Below are 19,965 nucleotides of genomic sequence, written 5' to 3' on the forward strand. Positions count from 1 at the left end.
ATAAGTCCACTCCTGTCGACCAGGCTGTATTTTGCACGCTTAAGAAAGCCACGCAAAACATCAGAAACTTATACTTGTTTTTAAGTAAAAATGATTTCATAGATTATTTTTTTGAATTTCCTGCAAAGTTAAATCTAAATCTCAAATTGTTAAAATTTAAACCGTGAAGATATTGTTAATGTAAAGTATAAATCCATGAAAAAACCTCTTATCTACAATCAGGTAAGAGGTTTTGTAAGAATTGTAAAGCAGTTTAGAAAACGAATTTCTTGCTTACGGTTTTATTATCATCAGAAGTGATCTGTACAACCAAAACCTGTTGTGCAACATTAAGGTTTACAACGGCAGTTGAAGCATTGACAATTTTGTTTTCGTAAACCATTCTGCCACGAATATCAAAAACCTTAACGCTCTGCATTACAGAAGCGCCGGAATTGATATTCAACGCATTATTTTGTTTGAAAATCACAATGTTGCTGGCATCAAGCGAAGGCTGGTCAACACCAAGCGTACTGTTTTGGTAAATCACTGCAAAACGGTTGTTGAAGGTTCCGGCAACAGTTGCAAATGTATAAGGCGTTTCCTTGATGTTGTGTGTGATTCCGGTAACGTTATCTTTCAGGAAAATGTCTTGTCCTTCTGCAAAAAGCCCGTCGAAATCTGCCCATTGTAATTGTGAAATTACCATCAGCAATAGCCTTGAATCCTAACGGAACAACATCTGTTGCGGTGAATGGAGTGGCTTTCCCCTGAATTACGAAACCTTCATCACCAATAAGATTGTATAACGCACTTTTCTCAGTTTCAAGTAATTTACCGTCAAACTGAACGTCAACATCATTGGTAGCACCATCGATGTAACCTACCAATAATTGACTGAAAGGCTCAGTTTCATTGCTTAAATTTAACCAAAGACGGCTTTTGTCTGTATTCGTATTGCCGTCTCTGAAGAATTGGTTCTGGTGGTTATCGACGCGCATTGCATTATTAAAAACTACATTTTGCGCAGAAGGAGTTTTTACAAGGAAACCTTGCCCGATTTGGATGGTTCCGTTCGGAATAGCGCTTCCGTTGGCAGAAGCAGCACCAGTTCCGTTGAATGTAGCATAATTCGCTCCTGAAGCCGCCACCTGGTTGGTATGTGTCCAGAAGTAAAGCGTACCGATAGTTGGGTTCGCAGTCGCGAAAGCAGTCGCGCTGATTGGCGACGGATAAGGATTCGAAATCAAGTTATATCCTTGTCCGGTTTTCGTTACAGCAACATTTACAGTTCCGTTATGAGGAACACCTGCAAAGAAACCTAAAAAGGTCTGGATTGATGTATTGAAATTATTCGGCGCCCTGATAGAATATCCTTTTCCAAGTGCAAAACTCGTAACGGCAGGATCAACCGCTGCAAAAGCGTGCGTAGCTTCGTTAAATTCGTAAAACCTGTTCGTGACGGTCAGTGGTGAGAACGATGACAACAATTGCCCAGTAACCGGAGATCCCCAATAAACATAATCAAGACGTCGCATGCTGGCGTCTCTTTCCATCGTAATGTTACCGGTGTTCGTGGCAGTATTTACCTGAATCAGGTTGGCATTATTGTCAAAAGTAACAGTTCCGCCATTTACGGTAAGTTCATCTTCAAGATGCATGGTGTCACCTGAATTGATGCTGACATTTCCGGTTGTAACCGTAAGGTTTTTAGCGGTAATCGGTCCGTTCGATAATGAAGAATAATCGCCTTCAATTGTAGCAATTACATTCGCATTTGGCGTACCATTTGACCAGGTAAGTGCCATTCCATGTTGTAGTATTCAAGATATAAAAATCACGGAAACGCGAAGTGTTGGTTCCGGCAGTCATCTGTACCCTCAATTTTCCTGTTACAGAAGGATATGAAGCAAAATCGATATTCGTTTTATACACCACAAAAGTAGCAGATGGTAAAACAAATGTTGCTAACGGCGTATAATTCGCTCCATTATCAGTAGAAATCTGCAACTGAAGTGTCTGTCCTGTAATACCATTAAATGTAGCCGAAGAGAACGCCACCTGCATGGTGCTCAATTGCGTAAAATCAATCGTTGGTGTTTCAATATAACCGCCATTGGCAATCAATTCATATCCTGTCAGATTGAATGTAGTATTGTTGATTACGAAACCTTGCGCAACAGCATCGTTCACGACAGCCTGTGTCCTGAAACTGTTTGTATAAGGTACAGTAAAAGGCGTTCTTACAATTCCCTCCAGATTTACCGTAGCTGTTGGTGCAGTTCCGCCACTCAGGGCAACTGAGCCGGTATAAGTGCCAACTCCTAAACTAGCGATTGTACGTACATAAACCGGAATGTTGCTAATCGCCCCGCCGGTGTAAGCCAATGTTGTACTGCTTGAAAATGTGGCATTGTCTGTCGAAACTTCAAAATTTCCGGTAGCTGTGATGGTAATATTATCTGCCGTCGGGTTAAGGCTTGCAGCATTGATATTGAAAGATTGCGCTGCCGAAGGCCTGCATTTACAAAATAATCAAGTGTGGTAATGTTGCTTGGCAAAGCCGAAATCGATGCAATCGGACTCACCGTGACGCTTCCGTTAAAAGTAAATCCATTCACACTGAATGTTCCACCAGCTGCACTTGCTCCATAACCGTAAATACGGAAAGTAATTGGTGCGGCGATATCCTGGTAAGCTGCCGCGGCAAGGCTGATGTTAGCGCCAACCGCAGCTGGCGTTCCAATTTCAGAAGCATAGTTGTCTACGCTTGAACGGAAAGAAAAAGCTGTCGGTCTCGAACCTGAAGCCTGGCCTGTGTAGATGAAATTTGAAAAGTCAATTTCATAACCCGGATTCGGCGTGATTGTAAACTCAAAATACCTGGTTGCATCATAAGAAGGAGTATTGAATCCGCTTGCGGCATAACGATCGGCGGCAGAAACTGCAGTTAAGGCAGCACTTCTTCCGATACCGGAAACGGTTAAATTCGTATCAACAATTTGTCCTGTTGTAAACGGATTCAACGCACTTGGATTCGTAGCTGTAATCTGGTTGACAAAAATCGGATTGTAAACATCAAAAAGTGCACTCGCAATAGGCGTGAATGCCCCGGAAGAAGCCGTAATCTGTAATCCTAAACCTGATTGTGTGTGCGTTAAAGCAGAAAAAGTTGCCACACCGGCTACAGCATTTACCGTTGTTGGAGTAACTGCCAATGTACCAGTTGAAGTAATATTGACGTCAGATGTGTAATCTAAGTCAAGGTTATTGTTCGCATCAAGTGCTCTTACTGTTGGTGAAGGTGTCATTGCAACATTTACAACCGATGTAGCTGCATTCACACCGTAAACGATTTTTGAAGCAGTAACACTGATTTTGTTGTTATTTCCTGCAATATTAGACGATGCACCACCTGCGTCTGTGCCTGTAAAACCTGAACCATTAGGATCGTAAGTCACGTTGGTTATCGTGAATTGGAAATTGCTATGGTCGGTCACCGTAGTGTTAAATGTAGCACGTAATGTGAAATTTTTAGTTCCGTTGTCAACAGCAGTTAAAGTGAGTCCTGAGAAATTAACTGTGGCTGCAGCACTCACTTCACCTAATTCTGTCGCACCATCATAAAGTGCCACTTTTTGCAACATGGCAAAATTGCTAAGCGAAAAAGTAATACTGTTCAGCGTTGTTGAAGCGCCGTCGAGGTTAGAAGGGTCACCTGATGCATCATCAACTATCGTAAAACCTGCCACTTCAACGCTGTTGGCAGCGGTAATGTCTGCCGATTGATAATCAGCATATGGAATATTGGTCGTATATACAAAAGCCGGATTTTCTGTAATCGTTGATTCGTATAAGTTATCGACATACACTGTACCAATTACAGCAACTGTTTTCGTTACTGCATTTAATGATGCAAAAGTGATGTCGCCGCCAAAACTGCCCGGGAGGATAGGAGAAAAACGGGCATATACTGTTATATTGGTCACTGCTCCGGAAACCGGAGCGATGTTTAGACTTGTTGACCAGTTGGTACTGTCTAAACTCACCTCCCAATACTGTGGTGCAGTTACCACAATATTGTTGCTGTTAAGATCGGTCCATTTACGGTGATATTGGTCGATGAAACTGCGTGATCGCCTATCGGACAACCAATCGGAGGTAAAGTCGTCGGGTCAACCGTAATCACCGGAGTCGCACCAATTAAAGTTGAGGTAACGGCAATATTATCAATTGAAAACTTAGGCCTGTTACCGGTAGTTCCAACCGCGTTGTCAGTGCTCAGATAAAACCTGATTCTTGCGTCAGCTTTATTATTAAACCCTGCCGGAAGTGCAATCGTAGTAAGCGTTCCGCTTGATGCAACACCATTTACTACAGAAACGCTTGAACCCGGTAAAATCACAAAAGCACCTGATGTTCCTGTATTGGTTTGCAATGTAAAGGTCGAACCACGATTTCCTGCGGGATTACTCAGTTGTGCCCAATCTAATGTAATTGTTCCCGCATTCCTGCCGGTAAAATCAAGATATAAATCAAAAGCGGCCGCATTGGTAGTACTTCCCGTCGCCAGTAAAACAATATTTCCTGTACCTCTTTGCACGCCGCCACTTGTACCCGTCTGGAATACAGTAACCTGGTTAGGTGCATTAGGAAGTGCCGTTAAGGAGCAACCGCCACACCATAAGGATTGTCGTCTGTACCGCTTCCGGCAAAGCTGTTGCCGAAATTAGTTGTGTTGGCAATGTTCGCAAAATCCTGCGTGTAAGTCCCGTTGCTCATCGCATAAGGCGTCTGGGCAAAACTTACTGTCGAAACAAAGCAAAGCATAATCAAAGCAACTGTTTGAATGATACTTCTGTGTAAAATTGTTTTCATAGGTTTTATTTTAGAATAAACAGGCTACAAATTTAAGCACAATATCAGTAACATAAGTTCTTTTGCATTAACAATTTGTTAAGGATTTCTTGTGAATTGTTAATAACTACGACGGAAAATGAAATTTTCGGGTCTGATTTTAAATATTTTTATACAAATCGCAAAAACATATTTAACAAATTTTATGTTTGATGATAGGTCGTAATTGCATTATCTTCGAAATCAAATTAAGCATTGAAAATGAAAGTGATAAAATCTAAATATTTTCTTTTTTTGCTGCTGTTTTTCTTCGGATTAATGGCACGTGCATCGTTTATTTTATTGCCGATGGACGAAGCGCAGCAAAATCACCTCAAGGCCTACGGAATCACCTATTGGTGCCTGGACAAACAATACAAGGCAAGTTGGCTGCTCAATTACCGCGGCGGTTCTTTCCTGCTTCCTGACGCACCCGAAATCCGCAAGGAATGCCAGATCCGCGGCGTGACTTCAGAAGTGCTTTCCGATGGTGAAGCGAACTCGATCCTTGAGGAAATTTCAAGTCCGTCTCAAAATATGGAAACAGTAGTACTCGAAAAAGCGCCGAAAGTCGCGGTTTATACGCCAAAAGGCAAACAGCCGTGGGACGATGCGGTGACCTTGGTTTTGACATATGCAGAAATTCCGTTTACGCCGATTTATGACGAAGAAGTGTTGTCTGACGGTTTGTTGTTATACGACTGGCTGCACTTACATCACGAGGATTTTACCGGCCAATACGGAAAATTCTACGGCTCTAACAGAAATTCCCCATGGTATATCGAGCAGAAAAAAGACGCCGAAGCACTTGCCGCAAAATTAGGTTATGCCAAAGTTTCTGAAGAAAAACTCGCTGTTGCGAAAAAAATACGTGATTTCGTGATTGGCGGCGGATTCATGTTCGCCATGTGTTCCGCAACCGACAGTTTCGATATTGCGCTTTCCGCAGATGGTGTCGATATCTGCGAACCGATGTTCGATGGCGACGCAAGCGAAGGCAATTACCAATCAAAAATAGATTACTCAAAAACATTCGCTTTTAAGGATTATATTCTCGAAAGAAACCCGGTTGTTTATGAATTCTCGGATATCGACATGACTACAAAACGTACAAATGTGCCGATGGAAAAAGATTATTTCACGCTAATGGATTTTTCCGCCAAATGGGATCTTATTCCAAGCATGCTTTGCCAGAATCATACAATGCTTGTAAAGGGATTTATGGGGCAAACCACCGCTTTCAACAGCGATTTGATAAAGTCAAATGTGCTGGTAATGGCCGAAAACCAAATCAATGGCGAAGCGCGTTACATCCATGGTCAAATCGGAAAGGGAATGTTCACCTATTACGGCGGACACGATCCCGAAGATTACCAACACCGCGTTGGCGATGCACCGACAGTTTTAGACCTGCACCCAAACTCACCGGGTTACAGGCTGATTCTTAATAATGTATTGTTTCCGGCGGCAAGAAAAAAGAAGCAGAAAACTTAATTAATTGATAATTGACAATTCAAATTACGAATAAAAAAAGCCGGAACTATTCCGGCTTTTATTTTATAAATCAGTGTTGATTAACCTTAATTCATTTTCAATTATCCATTTTCAATTAAAAATTACTTATTATTTTCAATTACATAATTCAAAACCTTCGTCATCAAATGCACGCGGTCTTTACCGATTACATTGTGCTTGTGCATCGGATAAGCGAAGAAATCAACCTGTTTTCCGGCTTCGACGAATTTTTTAATCAGAGAAAAATTGTTCTGCATCACCACGACATCGTCGCTTGTCCCGTGAATCAAAAGTAATTTCCCTTTGAGATTGTTGACATAATTCAACGTACTGGCTTCCTCAAATCCTTTTGGATTTTCTGCCGGCGTGTCCATATAACGTTCGCCGTACATGACTTCATAATATTTCCAGTCGGTTACAGCTCGCCCGCAACGCCAACTTTAAAAACATCTGGTTTTCTAAGCATGATTGAAGTCGTCATGAATCCGCCGAAACTCCAGCCGTGAACAGCCAAACGATTGCCGTCAACATAAGGCAAAGATTTCAAATAATCGACACCTTTCATCTGGTCGTCGATTTCGTTAACGCCCAATTTTCCGTGAACGACACTTTCAAAAGCCACGCCGCGATTGTCAGAACCGCGTCCGTCAACGGTAAAAACGAGATAGCCTTGTTCTGCCATCCAGTACATCCATAAATTCGCGCCGTCAAGGAAAGTATTCGTTACCAATTGCGCGTGCGGCTCGCCATAAACATAAACCAAAACCGGATATTTTTTCGAAGCGTCAAAATTGCTTGGTTTGATAAGTCTTGTGTATAAATCTGTTGTTCCGTCTGCAGATTTGATGGTTTTCACTTCGGAAGTGCCCATTACGTAACCGTCGTATTTATTGGTACTTTCGAGAAGTGTTTTCGCTTTTAGATTTTTATCATACAATAAAGATTTTGAAGGTGTTGTATGGTTCGAATATTCATCGAAAACCCAATTCCCGTCAGTGCTGATCGCGACTAAGTGTGTTCCTTCGTCTTTTGTAATTAAAGTCTGCTTTCCTTTCAAATCAACTTTGTAAGCCAGTAAATTCGTGGGATTTGCGCCTGTCGCAGAAAAATAAATTTCAGTTCCGGCAGCATTTGCGCCCAAAATATCACGTGTGATGAATTTATTCTGCGTCAGTTTTTTAATGAGTTTTCCGTCAATCGAATAATAATAAAGGTTATTGAAGCCATCCGTTTCACTGATCCAAACAAAATTATTCGATTTTTTACTTGGGAAGAATGCAGGATGTTCCGGCTCAACCCAATTGTCGCTTTTCTCTTCCAGTAATGTTCTTACAAATACGCCGGAATCCGCGTCATACACATTTAAATGCATATCATTTTGTCCGCGATTCAGTTCTGCGATAACTACGAATTTTTCGTCAGGCGTCCAGGAAAGATTGGTCAGGTAATCGTCGACATTGCCTTTAGGCGAAATAAAAACCGTTTTTCCCGAAGCCAAATTATAAATACCAACTTTAGGTTTTTCACTTTTTTGCCCAATCATCGGATATTTGATATTCTGTAATTTTCCCGGAGTTTCTGTGATATCAAGCAACGGATAATCTGCCACTTCGCGTTGGTCTTTTTGGTAGAAAGCTAAGAAGTTTGCATTTGGCGACCAGAAAATACCATTTGTGATTCCGAATTCATTCCTGCGAAAAATTGCCCCGAAACAATGTCTTCGTCAGTTTCGTTCGTCACTGCAATTTTTTGCCCGTTTTTCAGGATGAAAAGGTTGTTTTTTTCGGTGTAGGCGATGTTATTCAGATTGTCATCAGGAGTTGCATTTTCGCCAGTTTCGCTTAATTCAGCGATTAATTTCCCAGACTTTGAAACGAAGTTATATTCATAATATTTATTCCCGCTTGCGATTACGAAAGTTGAAGCATTTTTCCATTGAATGCCCGCGAAATTCTTAAATCTGCGCCAACTGCTTTGTTCAAATCAGCTAATGTCACCAATTCCACGGCTTTCAAATCTGCTGAATTCGCGGTCATCAGTTTCCGCGCATTGTCAGCGAGGTAAACATATTTATTCGTTTCAGGAATCCATTGAAATCCCAACATTTTATCAGCACGAAAAAGCCGTTGCTGTTGCATTACAGCATCTTCCAGTGATATTTTTTTGTTTTGTCCGAAAGCGGAAACAGCGATAAAAAAGCTAACAACAAATGTGATTTTTTTAGTCATGATCGGTTGGTTTTTATGAAAACATATAAAGTTGTAATCTGGTGGCAAATGTAAATAAAAAGGACAACGCCAACAGATTAATCAGTCTGTTAACATTGTCCTTTGTTACAATCTAAAGAAAAATTTACAGCGAACCGCCTTCGTTTTCCTTGTCTAAATATTGCTGTACGATTTCGATAGCATTTGTAACGACATCGCTCAAAGCGGTAATAAAAGTGCCTTCTTCAGCGATATTGATGGCATGTTTGATTGCATCAATTTCTTTAGTGATGATTTCGTAAGTGACATTTCTTCCTGATTCGGAGATGCCTTCGAGAATCAGATTGACGATTTCCTCTTCTGTTCTGCCGCGCAGGTGTTTTTCCTGCGGATGATAATGTGGTCGAACATTTCTCCGGCCAATTTTGCACATTCCTTGATATCTTCGTCGCGACGGTCGCCGACACCGGCAATGATGCCGATTTTTTTGTTGGCCTCGACACTGCTCAGATAATCCTGGACACCGCGATAACCGGCTGGATTGTGCGCGAAATCAATTAAAACCTTAAATTTCCTGAACTCGAAAATATTCATATGGCCGGTGTTTGCGCCACGCTCGGTATGAATGTCTGCAGCGAAAGACTGATGTCTTCGGTTTTAAATCCCCATAAATAGGAAGCGAGTGTCGCAGCTAGTGCGTTCGCAATCATGAATTTGGCTTTTCCGCCTAATGTTAAAGGTACGTGCGTCGCCCTTTCAACGCGGATTTTCCATTCGCCTTTCTTCACAGTGATGAAACCATTTTCGTAGACGCAGACAATTTTGCCTTCTTTTGACAATTTTTTAATCAGAGGGTTTTCCTCGTCCATGCTGAAATAAGCGACGTTGCAATTCAGTTCTTCACCGATTTTGACGCAATGTTCGTCTTCGGCATTCAAAATCGCCCAACCGTCTTTCTTGACGCTTTTCACGACAGTGCTTTTTACACGTGCCAAATCGTCAAGTGTATGGATGTCGCTCAAGCCCAAATGGTCTTCCTGGATATTGGTAATTACGGCAATATCGCAACGGCTGAAACCCAATCCGGAACGTAAAATTCCACCACGTGCGGTTTCAAGTACGGCAAATTCTACTGTTGGATCTTTCAGGATATATTCGGCGCTGATTGGTCCGGTCGTATCGCCTTTCTCCATCATGTGGTTTTGGATGTAAATACCGTCTGAAGTGGTAAAGCCGACTTTATAACCGTTATTTTTTACGATGTGCGCCAAAAGCCTTGTCGTTGTAGTTTTTCCGTTGGTTCCCGTAACCGCTATAATTGGAATACGGCTTGGTTTTCCCGGAGGGTATAACATATCGATTACCGGTGAAGCGACGTTCCTCGGCAAACCTTCAGAAGGCGCGAGGTGCATCCTGAATCCCGGAGCAGCATTGACTTCTAATATACAGCCGCCATTTTCTTTTAATGGCTGTGTAAGATTTTCTGCCATGATATCTACACCGCAAATGTCGAGGCCAATAACCCTTGAAATCCTTTCACAAAGGAAAATATTTTCGGGGTGCATCATGTCGGTAACATCCACGGAAGTGCCGCCAGTACTTAAATTTGCGGTTGACTTTAGATAAACAGTTTCGCCCTGATTCGGGACAGATTCAACAGTATAATTGAGTTTTTCAAGCAAATCAAGCGAATCCCGGTCGATGTCAATTTGTGTCAATACATTTTCGTGTCCGTAACCACGTCTTGGGTCTAGATTCGTAACGTCAATCAATTGCTGGATCGTGCTTCTTCCGTCACCAACTACGTGTGCCGGAACTCTTTTCGCAGCGGCGACAAGCTTATTGTCAATCACCAACACACGAAAATCAAATCCGGTGATGAATTTTTCGACAATCACGCGTCGGCTGTATTTTTGGGCGTAGGCCAATCCTTCAACCGCATCTTCCCAGGTTTTTACATTGATGGAAGCGCCTTTTCCGTGATTGCCGTCGAGTGGCTTCAATACGATTGGATACCCAATTTTATCGATTGTATTTTTCAAATCTTCTTCATCAACACAAATACTGCCGCTCGCCACAGGAATCGACGCATTGTCGAGCATGCGTTTGGTTTCTTCCTTATTACAGGCGATGTCTACCGCGATGCTGCTCGTTTTTTGCGTAATGGTCGCCTGGAAACGCATCTGATTGACACCATATCCTAATTGTACAAGAGAATTGGTGCCTAAACGAATCCACGGAATATCACGCGCAACGGCTTCTTCAACGATACTTCCGGTACTCTGGCCGAGGCGAACGCGCTCCCTGATTTCACGCATTCTTTGAATATCGGCATCTAAATCATATGGTGTTCCGGCAATGAGCGCTTCGGCAATATGTACGGCGCTTTCGGCAGCGAACATACCGACATTTTCTTCTGTATAACTGAAAACTACGTTATAGATTCCGGTGTTTTAGTTTCGCGCGTCCTTCCGAAACCGGTTTCCATTCCGGCAAGCGTCTGGATTTCAAGAGCGATATGTTCAATGACATGTCCCATCCAGGTACCGCGTTCAATCCTGTGGAAAAATCTGCCCGGAACACCTTCGGAACAACGGTGCTCATACATTGTAGGGAACATTTTTTCAATACGCTCTTTGAAGCCCGGAATTTTATTGGTTGGAGATTGTTCCATTTCTTCCAGGTCAAGGCGCATCTGGATTAATTTTTTTCTTTGGACGCTCCAGATATTGGCTGCGAAGCGCCTGCACTTTTAGTATTTTCATAAAGTTTTGGAAAGTTAGTTCTTGGTGGTTTGTTTTAATGCATTGATTGTAAATGGCTTACTTCTGAATTCGATATTGAGAATTGCAAATCAACATCGAATTTGTTAAAATATTCAGAATATAATGCAACTAAAATAATTTTTTTAACCAACTAATCAAAATTTATTCAATTAAATGTGGAATATATTTTCGGGTGGTAAAATTTTCAAAAATAAATCAGGCTAAAATTGCGAGTTTTAAGTTTTTGTATATTTTTACAAAATGAAGATAAAAGGAAAATTGATTATAATCGGCGGTGCCGTTGACAAAGGCAGTTTTACTGAGACCGACCTCGATAAAAATGTTGCCAATAACCTGAATTTTTTTGAAACAGGCATTCTTAAAAGGATATTAAACGAATCGAAACACAAGCAGGATTCCCGCATTGAAGTTATCACAACAGCTTCCAAAATACCACGCGAAATTGGCCCGAATACGTAAAAGCTCTTCATTATTTAGGTGCTAAAAACGTTGATGTCTTACATATTGAAAAACGTGAACAGGCCAGCGATGCTGCAGTTCTCGAAAGACTGAAAGCCGCAGATGTAGTAATGTTCACGGGCGGCGATCAATTGCGATTAACGTCAATTTTGGGCGGAACGGAATTCCACGACATCATTCTCGATAAATACCATAACGAAGAATTCATTTACGCAGGCACTTCAGCCGGAGCTGCCGCAGCTTCTAACAATATGATTTACCAGGGCAGCAGCAGTGAGGCTTTGCTGAAAGGCGAAGTGAAAATCACAAGCGGACTTGGTTTGATCGACGGCGTGATCATCGATACGCATTTCGTGCAACGCGGCAGAATCGGAAGGTTATTCCAGGCAGTTGTGGGAAATCCGAAAGTGCTCGGAATTGGTCTTGGAGAAGATACCGGTTTGCTGATTACCAATAATTCTGAAATGGAGGCAATTGGCTCAGGACTGGTAATTTTAGTTGATGGCCGTGAAATCAAAGACACGAATCTTACAGAAGTGGAGTTAGGGCAGCCGATTTCCATCGCACACCTTGTAACGCACGTTATGAGCATGTATGATACCTACAATCTTGAGTCGCACAAAATGCACATCCGGTCTTCGCAATATGCTGAAGAACTCAAACAACCTACGGATTAATTAATAATGAATAGTTAATAATTTTGGATTGCCATCCCGAGCGCAGTCGAGGGAACTTAAACCCTATACCCAGAACCCTGTACCATGAAAGTAATTATCCACGGCGGTTTTTTCTCAGAATCATCCACCAACCACGAAACTAAAGTTGCCAAGCAACAGGCTTTAGAGCGTATTGTAAAAGATTCGCATGAATTCCTGAAAACACATTCTGCACTCGAAACTGTAGTTTTCGCCGTTTCAGCGTTGGAAGACGATGCGCTTTTCAACGCCGGAACCGGTTCGCAAATTCAAAGCGACGGGAAAATCCGCATGAGCGCTGCTTTGATGGACGGCTCAACGTCTAAAATGAGCGGTGTCATTAATATTGAAGAAACCAAAAACCCAATTCAGGTTGCGAAGGTTTTACAGGATTATGACGATAAGGTTTTAGGCGGAAGTGGTGCCACAAATTTCGCCAGAAAGCACGGATTTGAAGCGTTTTCAACTGAAATTCCGCAACGGCGGGAAGAATACGAAGCCAAATTAAAAGCAGGCAGAACCGGAACTGTCGGGTGTGTCGCTTTGGATAAAAACGGAAAAATTGCAGTTGCCACTTCAACAGGCGGAAAAGGTTTTGAAATTCCGGGACGCATATCTGATTCCGCTACCGTTGCCGGAAATTATGCCAACCATTTTTGCGGTGTAAGCTTAACCGGAGTAGGCGAGGATATCGTCAGTAACGCCACTGCGGCAAAAATCGTAACGCGTGTGACAGATGGGTTTTCGCTCAAAGAGGCATACGATAAAACTTTCGCAGAATTAAAAGAATACGACGGTTTCGCAGGTGCGATTGCCATCGATTCACGCGGCAATATGTACCATCAGGATTCTTATCCAAGCATGGTTTTTGCCAGTTTTGACGGTGAGAATTTAGAGGTTTTCGAGTAGATTAAAAGAATAAAAAGGCCGCAGATTCACTGATTTAATCTTTGAATCTGCGGCTTTTTAATTTGGCTTAAAAATCAGTTGAAACACTAACTTTCTTCCATTCTTCCAACTCTGAAGTCATGCTTTCGATTTTGTTTTTTGCCAAAGCGTAAGCATCACTTCCCAGGAATAAATGCAAAGGCGGATTTTCTGCGGCAGCTGTTTCAATAATCGCAGCGACACCTTTTACCGGATCTCCGGGCTGGTTGTTGTTGATGGTTTTTTCGTGTAATTCCTGCGAATCGCGTGTCGATTGGTAGGCGTCAATTTGATTTTTCGGAATTGACAAAGAATCCGGATTAAGGAAATTCGTGCGGAAATATCCCGGAAGAATTGCGGTCACATTGATATTGAAATCCTTTACTTCTTCGGCAAGTGCTTCAGTAAATCCGATTACCGCAAATTTAGTGGCGCAGTAAATTCCGAATCCCGGAAAATTCCCCAAATAGCCGCCGATCGACGAAATATTAAAAATGTGTCCCGATTTTTGGTTGCGAAGATGCGGCAATGCCTGGCGGATAACGTTCAAAGAACCGAAGACATTCACATCAAAATTCTGGCGTGCTTCGGTATCTGACAATTCTTCAACAGCGCCAAATAATCCATAGCCGGCGTTATTCACAACAACGTCAAGATTTCCAAATTTTTCGATAGTTGCTGAAATCGCTTTGGCGACATTAGCTTCATCAACCAAATTCATTTCGAGCGGCAGGAAATTTTGGTTTTCGCCAACCAATTTTTCAAGTTCACTCTTATTGCGGCTGGTCGCAGCCACATTTTCGCCTTTTGCCAAAAGCTGGGTTACTAATTCTAACCCGAGGCCTTTTGAGGCGCCGGTGATAAACCATGTTTTAGTTTGTGTCTTCATAATAAGTATTTTAATTATGAAGCAAAATTAGTTTCGTTTGAAGCGTTCGGGTTAACCGGATTCAAACCAATAATTACGAAATTCAAACATTTCGAAATCCGGAAGGCGTGAGCGTAGTTTGCTTACGAAAGAAATTGTTGAAATGTGAGGCTTCCTCGAAACCGAGGCTGTAGCCAATTTCTGCAATATTCCAATTCGTGTGGCGCAGCAATGCTTTGGCTTCACTGGCAATGCGATCGGCAATTAAAGAAGTTGTTGTTTTCCCGGTTGTATTTTTCACGGCACGGTTTAAATGATTGACGTGTACAGAAAGCTCTTCGGCATAATCTTTCGCAGAACGGAGCGCAAATCTTTGTGAAATACTTTCAATCGGGAATTGCCTTTCGAGTAGTTCCATAAACACCGCGGTGATTCTTGAATTCGCATCAGGATGTTTGTAGATCGTTTCTGAAGGCTGGCGTTTCAAGGCAAAATGCACCAGTTCCATCAATTGATTCGCCAGTAAATCAAATTTGTAGGCATAATCGGAGTTGAGTTCCGTTTCCATCTTATTGAAAATTGCAGCTATCTGTACCTCTTCGTCAGGTGTAAGCGGATATGCCGGAATGCCGCCAGGCGTAAACATCGGCAATTCATTTAACGCTGTGCGGATTCTCTCCGCAAAAAAGAATCCGTAAAAATGCAGAAAAAGCCACCAAGTTCACCGGCCGTCAACTCCCATGTATACGGCACATGCGGATTATGAAACATCAACGTCGAACCCGAAACCGCAATACTTTTATCGGCATAATGGTAACGATAATCGCCACGTACCAGACTGATTTTGTAAAATTCGCGCCGGCTGTACTGCACATTCTTCTTGCCGTTCTGAAAACAGGCTGAGGTATCAAATACATTGAAATGCCCAATTCCTTTGTGAAAATATTGCGGAATGATGAAATTGTTTTTGTAAAATGCTTCTAGTGTTTCTGTTGCTTCCATTTTGCAAAGTTACATATTTCAAACATATATTAATGTTCGATGTTCAGTATTAGTAGTCTGAATACTGAACACCGATCACTGAATACTACAAAAACTGCCCGCCGGAAACTTCGATTCTTTGCGCGTTGACCCATTTAGCATCATCGGTACACAGAAACGCCACCACACTACCTATATCGTCAGGAAGTCCGACGCGGCCTAAAGCGGTTTGTGATGCGATATGTGCGTTAAGGTCTGCATTATCGCGAACAACTCCACCACCAAAATCGGTTTCAATCGCGCCCGGAGCGACAACATTGACGCGGATTTTTCTTGCACCGAGTTCTTTCGCCTGGTATTTTGTAAGCGTTTCAATCGCGCCTTTCATTGTCGCGTAAGCGGAATAACCCGGCAAGCTGAAACGCGCCAATCCGGTTGAAATGTTGACGATTCCGCCGCCATCGGCCAATATCGGTAAAGCTTTTTGTGAAAGGAAAAATGGCGCTTTCAGGTGGATTTTCATTAGTGTATCGAAGTTTTCTTCGGTGAATTCTGCGTAAGGCGCATAAAGTCCAATGCCAGCATTGTTCACAAGAAAATCGATTTTATCAGTTCCGAAAGTGGACTGCAATTCCGATTTTACATTCATAAAGAATGCATCAAAACCCGCCGAATCATCAACGCTTAATTGTATTGCGGCTGCTTTTTGCCCTAGTTTTTCAATTTCGGCAACAACTTCCGAAGCCTCATCTTTTTTACTGTTGTAAGTCAGGATTACATCAATCTCTTTTTGGCGAGCGCCAAGGCCATGTTTTTTCCAAGTCCGCGGCTTCCGCCGGTTACGAGTGCAATTTTATGCTGTGTCATTTTTAAGTTATTTAAGATTAACAGCACAAAGTTACAGTCCGAATGGCATTCAAAAATGGTGTACTCTTCAGAATTTTCCGGAGACCGCTTTGCTGATTGATCGCTGCGCTGCAAGACGCAAGACCGCTGCGCTGCAAGATAGATTCTAAGTCATTATTAATCGTTAACTTTTTGCTTCCGAAACTGCAATGGCGTCATTCCTACCATACTTTTGAAGAATTTAGTAAAGTTCGTAGCTTCATCATAACCAAAAACCTGTCCGATATCAGCGACTGACATTTTAGTCTCAATCAGCATTTTTTGTGATTCGGAGGCGATTCTTCTTCCATAAAGTCACATGGCGATTTTCCGGTTGTGAGTTTTATGGTATTGGTGAGGTGTCCCGGATGTATGAACAATAATGCTGCAAAATCTTTCGAATGAAATTTCCGGCTGATTTTCCTGTTGAGTAAATCCTGAAGATGAACATCTACCAGTTTAAGGAAATCTGAGGTGATTTCGTCTTTTCGGGAAAGTAATTTTTTAGGAATGGGCATTCGGATTGTTGTGTTTGGGTAAATTTTAAAACACAAATATATGGATTTCCCAGGTGTGAAGGAGCTGCTAAGAGAGGCGGTTCGTGCTATAATAATCGTAATTTTATAGCACGAAGTCCGTTAGGTTTCCTCTCATTCAAAACCCCCGTTTTGATTTGTTTGACCGATAGCTAGAAGCTTGGCCTTGTATTTTTAGTTGTTATTTTCGGTCTGGATGTAACCGGATGATTGTAGATACTTTCGTTTGGATAGTAATCGTCTGCAAATTTTTTGTATTCCGATTCATTCATGACAGTTTGCAGCTCGGCAAGCCCTTCTTGTGTAGTATATGGAAACTCTGCTTCCAAAAGCGAAATGGCATCCATAGCCCAATCGCCAAGATCAGATTGGGAAGTTGCCACCATATTGTCCCATACTTTTGGCACTTCTACATTAAAGTATGCTTTGCGCTCGTTGATTGTATTGTCATTCCATTCTTTACCCCGATAGGTTTTATGCGATGAATATAAATTTCCATTACAATGCCCCATATCAACATCAACGTGGAGTATTGTATTTTTACCCGGTTCGTTCCCGAAATAGGAAGTTACGCTAACGCTGTTAATTCGCTCATTATAAACTCTTGAAAGTGCCACGCGGGCAAAAGTGCAGTAAAGCATTACGCTATTTCGCAATAATATTTTATTGGCTTCATCCTTGCGTAGATTGTAAATTTCCTCCTTATCGTAAGATGTAAGAGCGCGAGACCCAAAAAGTCGAAAAAGCCGATTCAGGTGCGCCATGAACAAAAGACGGAATGCATTGCGTGATAGTGGTATCAATCGACTGGAGCGAATTCAACCTTTGGTCGAGATTAGTCAATTGGTTGTAATCTTTTACAGATTTTCGGATACCCAAAAGTTTGTCTTTTAGTTGCTCAAGGTTGTTTTGGGCGATTTTTTGATCGACTAATTTTTCTACTTGTTCCTTAATCTGGTCCAGAGTGAAACTTCTGTATTGGCCAGAATACACCAATTAGTGCAGAAACGATGCCTCCGACTTCCGGAATTTTTCCGGCGACCATCTGGGCAATCTTCTTCGCGGTGTTGTTATCAATCGGAAGTGCAGCCAGTTGCTCGCGGAAGAGTTTTTCCTGGGCTGTAAGTATAATTTCTTTGGTTTGCGGGAGCGCAGATTCTTTTCCCATTCGGGGGTTTGGTTTGGTTTGAAAAATATCGCACAATGTAGTTCTTTAAAGATTCTGGTTTATGCGTAAAAATACCTGATTTTAAAAGCAGGTATTTTTACGTGGTTTTCGTCGATAAAAAATCCCGGCTCAGCTTTTTTCGTAACTGGGACTTAAGCCTTTTTTATGAAATCAAGATTATATCGTCACTACGATTTTTCCACGTGTTTTTGCTTTTTCAATGCTTTCGTGTGCTTTTGCCATGTCTTTGAAATCATAAATTTCTGAAACGGTCGCTTTTAATTGTCCGCTTTCTAACCATTCGGCGAGTTGCTTCATGTCTTCGCCGTTGCTTTCTACAAGCTGGCCTTCTACTTTTACACCGTTTTGTTCGGAAAGCCATCTGGCTTCATCAGTAATTACATTCGACGGAAGTGAAAGTACTGTGCCGCCTTTTTTCGTGACGCTTACAGATCTTACGAGTTGTTCACCCGAAATTGAATCCAATACAAAATCGAGGTTATTGATTTCATCTTCAAAATTGGTTTTGGTGTAATCAATTACCTGATCTGCACCAAGTGATTTTACATAATCAAAATTTGTTGCTGAAGCTGTTCCTGCGATTTTTACATCCATGATTTTTGCGATTTGTACTGCGAAATGCCCAACGCCACCGGCCGCTGCGTGAATGAGAATGTGGTCGCCAGATTTTACATGCTTTTTCAAAACCTGATAAGCGGTCAGAGCTGCAAGTGTTGCGGCGGCAGCTTCCTCATGTGAAATATTGGCTGGTTTTTTGGCGAACTGATTGGCCGGTGCAGCGACATATTCAGCGTAAGCGTTGCCGTGCCCTGGAAAATTGACCATGCTGAAAACTTCATCGCCGGGTTTGAAAGCGGTGACTTCTGAACCGACAGCTTCAACGATTCCGGAAATGTCCCAACCAAGTATCAGCGGCTTGCTTTCTTCTTTTAGTTTTGTGTAGAAGGCTTTGCCACTGCGGGTTTTGACATCTACAGGATTAATGGAAAGTGCTTTTACTTTTACTAAAATTTCATTGACCGCAGCAATTGGTTGCGGAATTTGTACGAATTGAAGCTGGTCACTTCCGCCGGCTTCGTTGATGATTATTGCTTTCATATTTGTACTATAAAAATTATAGTTGCAAAATTAAGTATAGTATAATAACTTTGCAATAACTATCCAAATGGATAGGCATAAAATTATGGCTTTAGATTTTGAAAATGAACTGTTTAAGGTTGAAAATAAATTATATCCTTGTACGACGAGCATCACGATGGGCTTTATTGGCGGAAAGTGGAAAATGGTGATTTTGTACCATTTACGTGACGGGATGAAGCGCTACAATGAATTACGGAAAATCATGCCGGTGGTTACCGAACGTACGTTGAGCATTCAGTTAAAGCAACTGGAGGAAGACGGCATTGTGAAACGTGAAGTTTTTACAACGAAGCCGCCGTTGAAAGTGGAGTACTCTTTGACAGAATTTGGAAAGACTTTGATTCCTGTGATGGTGGCGATTGCCGATTGGGGCAGGATGGTAGCGGTTGAGAAAGGTAATGTAGTGAAAATTAAATAAGGGATTACCGCTCAAAAGTGAGTATTGGTTAGTCTTCCGGAACCTGAATTTTCACTTAGTTTAAGTTCACCATCAACAATAACGTAAGCATATTTTCTTCCGCCTATGATGATTGTCGTATTGTCGCCCGCAAGTGGGTAACTTCCTGTTTTTTTTATAAAAGGATAAATGGTTTCGACGTAGTTACGGATTACGACGCGTTTGCTGTCGACATCGAAATGATAAATGACGTCATTGCTGCCGAGTATGGTCTGCGTGTCCATTAAAGAGATATAGTTGGTAAGGCGCCAGTTGCCGTTGACGTTTTCGCTTATGGTGCTGGTTTCGTCTGTTGAACAGCAGAATAAGGTGGTGAGCACGAATAGGATGGCTATCTTTTTCATTTCCGGGGATTTTGAATGGAGCAATATACGAAATTTATTTATGCTACGTGGTCAGTTCAAACGTTTGCGTTAGGGATAAAAATGGAAAGCCCGCAGCGAGC

The 19,965-nt window shown here is 42.0% G+C and carries 20 protein-coding genes and 5 pseudogenes; 4 read left to right on the plus strand and 21 right to left on the minus strand.

The genetic code is table 11. The annotated features are described in order from the left end of the window. Positions 1–253: 253 nt before the first annotated feature. From ACSLFW_RS09600 to ACSLFW_RS09625, 6 genes are read right to left on the minus strand one after another with little or no spacing between them, the layout of a single operon-like run. Positions 254–688: a T9SS sorting signal type C domain-containing protein gene (locus tag ACSLFW_RS09600; protein ID WP_436555568.1), complete on the minus strand. Its 435-nt coding sequence runs from the start codon at positions 686–688 to the stop codon at positions 254–256. Beyond that, the gene (locus ACSLFW_RS09605) at positions 612–1,787 is read right to left on the minus strand and encodes a hypothetical protein (RefSeq protein ID WP_436555569.1); all 1,176 of its coding nucleotides are present in this window, start codon (positions 1,785–1,787) and stop codon (positions 612–614) included. The genes ACSLFW_RS09600 and ACSLFW_RS09605 overlap by 77 nt, the downstream gene beginning before the upstream one ends. After that, entirely contained in the window at positions 1,732–2,367 is a 636-nt protein-coding gene (locus tag ACSLFW_RS09610; RefSeq protein WP_436555570.1) for a hypothetical protein, read from the minus strand. Before ACSLFW_RS09610 ends, ACSLFW_RS09605 begins: the two co-directional genes overlap by 56 nt. Further along, a complete protein-coding gene (locus tag ACSLFW_RS09615) occupies positions 2,304–4,055 on the minus strand; it encodes a hypothetical protein (protein ID WP_436555571.1) in 1,752 nt (583 codons plus the stop codon). Before ACSLFW_RS09615 ends, ACSLFW_RS09610 begins: the two co-directional genes overlap by 64 nt. Further along, complete coding sequence (locus tag ACSLFW_RS09620; RefSeq protein WP_436555572.1) at positions 4,049–4,582, minus strand: hypothetical protein; 534 nt, start codon at positions 4,580–4,582, stop codon at positions 4,049–4,051. The genes ACSLFW_RS09615 and ACSLFW_RS09620 overlap by 7 nt, the downstream gene beginning before the upstream one ends. A 59-nt stretch (positions 4,583–4,641) precedes the next feature. Continuing rightward, positions 4,642–4,857 carry a hypothetical protein gene (locus ACSLFW_RS09625; protein ID WP_436555573.1) on the minus strand — a complete coding sequence of 72 codons (216 nt, stop codon included), beginning with the start codon at positions 4,855–4,857 and terminating at the stop codon, positions 4,642–4,644. Between the two features lie 240 nt (positions 4,858–5,097). Here ACSLFW_RS09625 and ACSLFW_RS09630 point away from each other — a divergent pair, with 240 nt between their 5' ends. Continuing rightward, on the plus strand, positions 5,098–6,369 hold the full coding sequence (locus ACSLFW_RS09630; protein ID WP_436555574.1) for an asparagine synthetase B: 1,272 nt from the start codon (positions 5,098–5,100) through the stop codon (positions 6,367–6,369). A gap of 122 nt (positions 6,370–6,491) precedes the next feature. On the opposite strand, the pseudogene ACSLFW_RS09635 reads toward ACSLFW_RS09630, so the two are convergent. The 3 genes and pseudogenes from ACSLFW_RS09635 to cphA form a co-directional block, all read right to left on the minus strand. Then, positions 6,492–8,092 (minus strand): annotated as a pseudogene (locus ACSLFW_RS09635) (DPP IV N-terminal domain-containing protein). 208 nt (positions 8,093–8,300) lie between these two features. Next, positions 8,301–8,618, minus strand: coding sequence for a hypothetical protein (locus ACSLFW_RS09640; RefSeq protein WP_436555575.1), 318 nt, complete (start codon positions 8,616–8,618; stop codon positions 8,301–8,303). 124 nt (positions 8,619–8,742) lie between these two features. Further along, positions 8,743–11,362: pseudogene (cphA, locus tag ACSLFW_RS09645) on the minus strand (cyanophycin synthetase). Positions 11,363–11,623: 261 nt separating this feature from the next. On the opposite strand from cphA, the pseudogene ACSLFW_RS09650 reads away from it, so the two are divergent. Continuing rightward, a pseudogene (locus ACSLFW_RS09650) lies at positions 11,624–12,519 on the plus strand (cyanophycinase). 84 nt (positions 12,520–12,603) lie between these two features. Further along, complete coding sequence (locus ACSLFW_RS09655) at positions 12,604–13,446, plus strand: isoaspartyl peptidase/L-asparaginase (RefSeq protein WP_436555576.1); 843 nt, start codon at positions 12,604–12,606, stop codon at positions 13,444–13,446. Between the two features lie 67 nt (positions 13,447–13,513). Here the strand turns inward: ACSLFW_RS09655 and ACSLFW_RS09660 are convergent, their stop codons facing one another. From ACSLFW_RS09660 to ACSLFW_RS09710, 11 genes and pseudogenes are all read right to left on the minus strand, one after another. After that, complete coding sequence (locus ACSLFW_RS09660) at positions 13,514–14,353, minus strand: oxidoreductase (RefSeq protein WP_436555577.1); 840 nt, start codon at positions 14,351–14,353, stop codon at positions 13,514–13,516. An 82-nt stretch (positions 14,354–14,435) separates the two neighbouring features. Then, entirely contained in the window at positions 14,436–14,978 is a 543-nt protein-coding gene (locus tag ACSLFW_RS09665; RefSeq protein ID WP_436555578.1) for a helix-turn-helix domain-containing protein, read from the minus strand. Between the two features lie 11 nt (positions 14,979–14,989). Next, the gene (locus tag ACSLFW_RS09670) at positions 14,990–15,334 is read right to left on the minus strand and encodes a hypothetical protein (protein ID WP_436555579.1); all 345 of its coding nucleotides are present in this window, start codon (positions 15,332–15,334) and stop codon (positions 14,990–14,992) included. Positions 15,335–15,419: 85 nt separating this feature from the next. Continuing rightward, a pseudogene (locus tag ACSLFW_RS09675) lies at positions 15,420–16,180 on the minus strand (SDR family NAD(P)-dependent oxidoreductase). 156 nt (positions 16,181–16,336) lie between these two features. Beyond that, positions 16,337–16,477 (minus strand): helix-turn-helix domain-containing protein, encoded by a 141-nt coding sequence (locus ACSLFW_RS09680; RefSeq protein ID WP_436555580.1) that lies wholly within the window; start codon positions 16,475–16,477, stop codon positions 16,337–16,339. Beyond that, the gene (locus ACSLFW_RS09685) at positions 16,471–16,716 is read right to left on the minus strand and encodes a hypothetical protein (RefSeq protein ID WP_436555581.1); all 246 of its coding nucleotides are present in this window, start codon (positions 16,714–16,716) and stop codon (positions 16,471–16,473) included. Before ACSLFW_RS09685 ends, ACSLFW_RS09680 begins: the two co-directional genes overlap by 7 nt. 170 nt (positions 16,717–16,886) lie before the next feature. Then, positions 16,887–17,375, minus strand: coding sequence for a hypothetical protein (locus ACSLFW_RS09690; protein ID WP_436555582.1), 489 nt, complete (start codon positions 17,373–17,375; stop codon positions 16,887–16,889). Positions 17,376–17,436: 61 nt separating this feature from the next. Next, positions 17,437–17,613 (minus strand): hypothetical protein, encoded by a 177-nt coding sequence (locus ACSLFW_RS09695; RefSeq protein WP_436557511.1) that lies wholly within the window; start codon positions 17,611–17,613, stop codon positions 17,437–17,439. Positions 17,614–17,631: 18 nt separating this feature from the next. After that, positions 17,632–17,727 (minus strand): annotated as a pseudogene (locus tag ACSLFW_RS09700) (hypothetical protein); the annotation flags it as partial. Further along, positions 17,684–17,902 (minus strand): hypothetical protein, encoded by a 219-nt coding sequence (locus ACSLFW_RS09705; protein WP_436555583.1) that lies wholly within the window; start codon positions 17,900–17,902, stop codon positions 17,684–17,686. The pseudogene ACSLFW_RS09700 and the gene ACSLFW_RS09705, both read right to left, overlap by 44 nt. Positions 17,903–18,079: 177 nt before the next feature. Next, positions 18,080–19,021 carry an NADP-dependent oxidoreductase gene (locus ACSLFW_RS09710; RefSeq protein WP_436555584.1) on the minus strand — a complete coding sequence of 314 codons (942 nt, stop codon included), beginning with the start codon at positions 19,019–19,021 and terminating at the stop codon, positions 18,080–18,082. Positions 19,022–19,088: 67 nt separating this feature from the next. On the opposite strand from ACSLFW_RS09710, the gene ACSLFW_RS09715 reads away from it, so the two are divergent. Continuing rightward, on the plus strand, positions 19,089–19,481 hold the full coding sequence (locus ACSLFW_RS09715; protein WP_436555585.1) for a winged helix-turn-helix transcriptional regulator: 393 nt from the start codon (positions 19,089–19,091) through the stop codon (positions 19,479–19,481). 11 nt (positions 19,482–19,492) lie between these two features. On the opposite strand, the gene ACSLFW_RS09720 is transcribed toward ACSLFW_RS09715, so the two are convergent. Beyond that, positions 19,493–19,864, minus strand: coding sequence for a hypothetical protein (locus ACSLFW_RS09720; protein ID WP_436555586.1), 372 nt, complete (start codon positions 19,862–19,864; stop codon positions 19,493–19,495). Positions 19,865–19,965: the final 101 nt, after the last annotated feature.

It is taken from the genome of Flavobacterium sp. 3HN19-14 (assembly GCF_051373205.1).
Taxonomy (GTDB): Bacteria; Bacteroidota; Bacteroidia; order Flavobacteriales; family Flavobacteriaceae; genus Flavobacterium.

Bases quoted from the DNA above. Each gene is read 5' to 3' on its own strand.
- ACSLFW_RS09665 (WP_436555578.1), bottom strand. From the start codon at position 14,978: ATGTTTACGCCTGGCGGCATTCCGGCATATCCGCTTACACCTGACGAA.
- ACSLFW_RS09655 (WP_436555576.1), top strand. From the start codon at position 12,604: ATGAAAGTAATTATCCACGGCGGTTTTTTCTCAGAATCATCCACCAAC.
- ACSLFW_RS09690 (WP_436555582.1), bottom strand. From the start codon at position 17,375: ATGCTTTACTGCACTTTTGCCCGCGTGGCACTTTCAAGAGTTTATAAT.
- ACSLFW_RS09715 (WP_436555585.1), top strand. From the start codon at position 19,089: ATGGATAGGCATAAAATTATGGCTTTAGATTTTGAAAATGAACTGTTT.
- ACSLFW_RS09640 (WP_436555575.1), bottom strand. From the start codon at position 8,618: ATGACTAAAAAAATCACATTTGTTGTTAGCTTTTTTATCGCTGTTTCC.
- ACSLFW_RS09710 (WP_436555584.1), bottom strand. From the start codon at position 19,021: ATGAAAGCAATAATCATCAACGAAGCCGGCGGAAGTGACCAGCTTCAA.
- ACSLFW_RS09720 (WP_436555586.1), bottom strand. From the start codon at position 19,864: ATGAAAAAGATAGCCATCCTATTCGTGCTCACCACCTTATTCTGCTGT.
- ACSLFW_RS09625 (WP_436555573.1), bottom strand. From the start codon at position 4,857: ATGAAAACAATTTTACACAGAAGTATCATTCAAACAGTTGCTTTGATT.
- ACSLFW_RS09670 (WP_436555579.1), bottom strand. From the start codon at position 15,334: ATGGAAGCAACAGAAACACTAGAAGCATTTTACAAAAACAATTTCATC.
- ACSLFW_RS09705 (WP_436555583.1), bottom strand. From the start codon at position 17,902: ATGGGAAAAGAATCTGCGCTCCCGCAAACCAAAGAAATTATACTTACA.
- ACSLFW_RS09600 (WP_436555568.1), bottom strand. From the start codon at position 688: ATGGTAATTTCACAATTACAATGGGCAGATTTCGACGGGCTTTTTGCA.
- ACSLFW_RS09630 (WP_436555574.1), top strand. From the start codon at position 5,098: ATGAAAGTGATAAAATCTAAATATTTTCTTTTTTTGCTGCTGTTTTTC.
- ACSLFW_RS09680 (WP_436555580.1), bottom strand. From the start codon at position 16,477: ATGCTGATTGAGACTAAAATGTCAGTCGCTGATATCGGACAGGTTTTT.
- ACSLFW_RS09605 (WP_436555569.1), bottom strand. From the start codon at position 1,787: ATGGCACTTACCTGGTCAAATGGTACGCCAAATGCGAATGTAATTGCT.
- ACSLFW_RS09660 (WP_436555577.1), bottom strand. From the start codon at position 14,353: ATGAAGACACAAACTAAAACATGGTTTATCACCGGCGCCTCAAAAGGC.
- ACSLFW_RS09685 (WP_436555581.1), bottom strand. From the start codon at position 16,716: ATGCCCATTCCTAAAAAATTACTTTCCCGAAAAGACGAAATCACCTCA.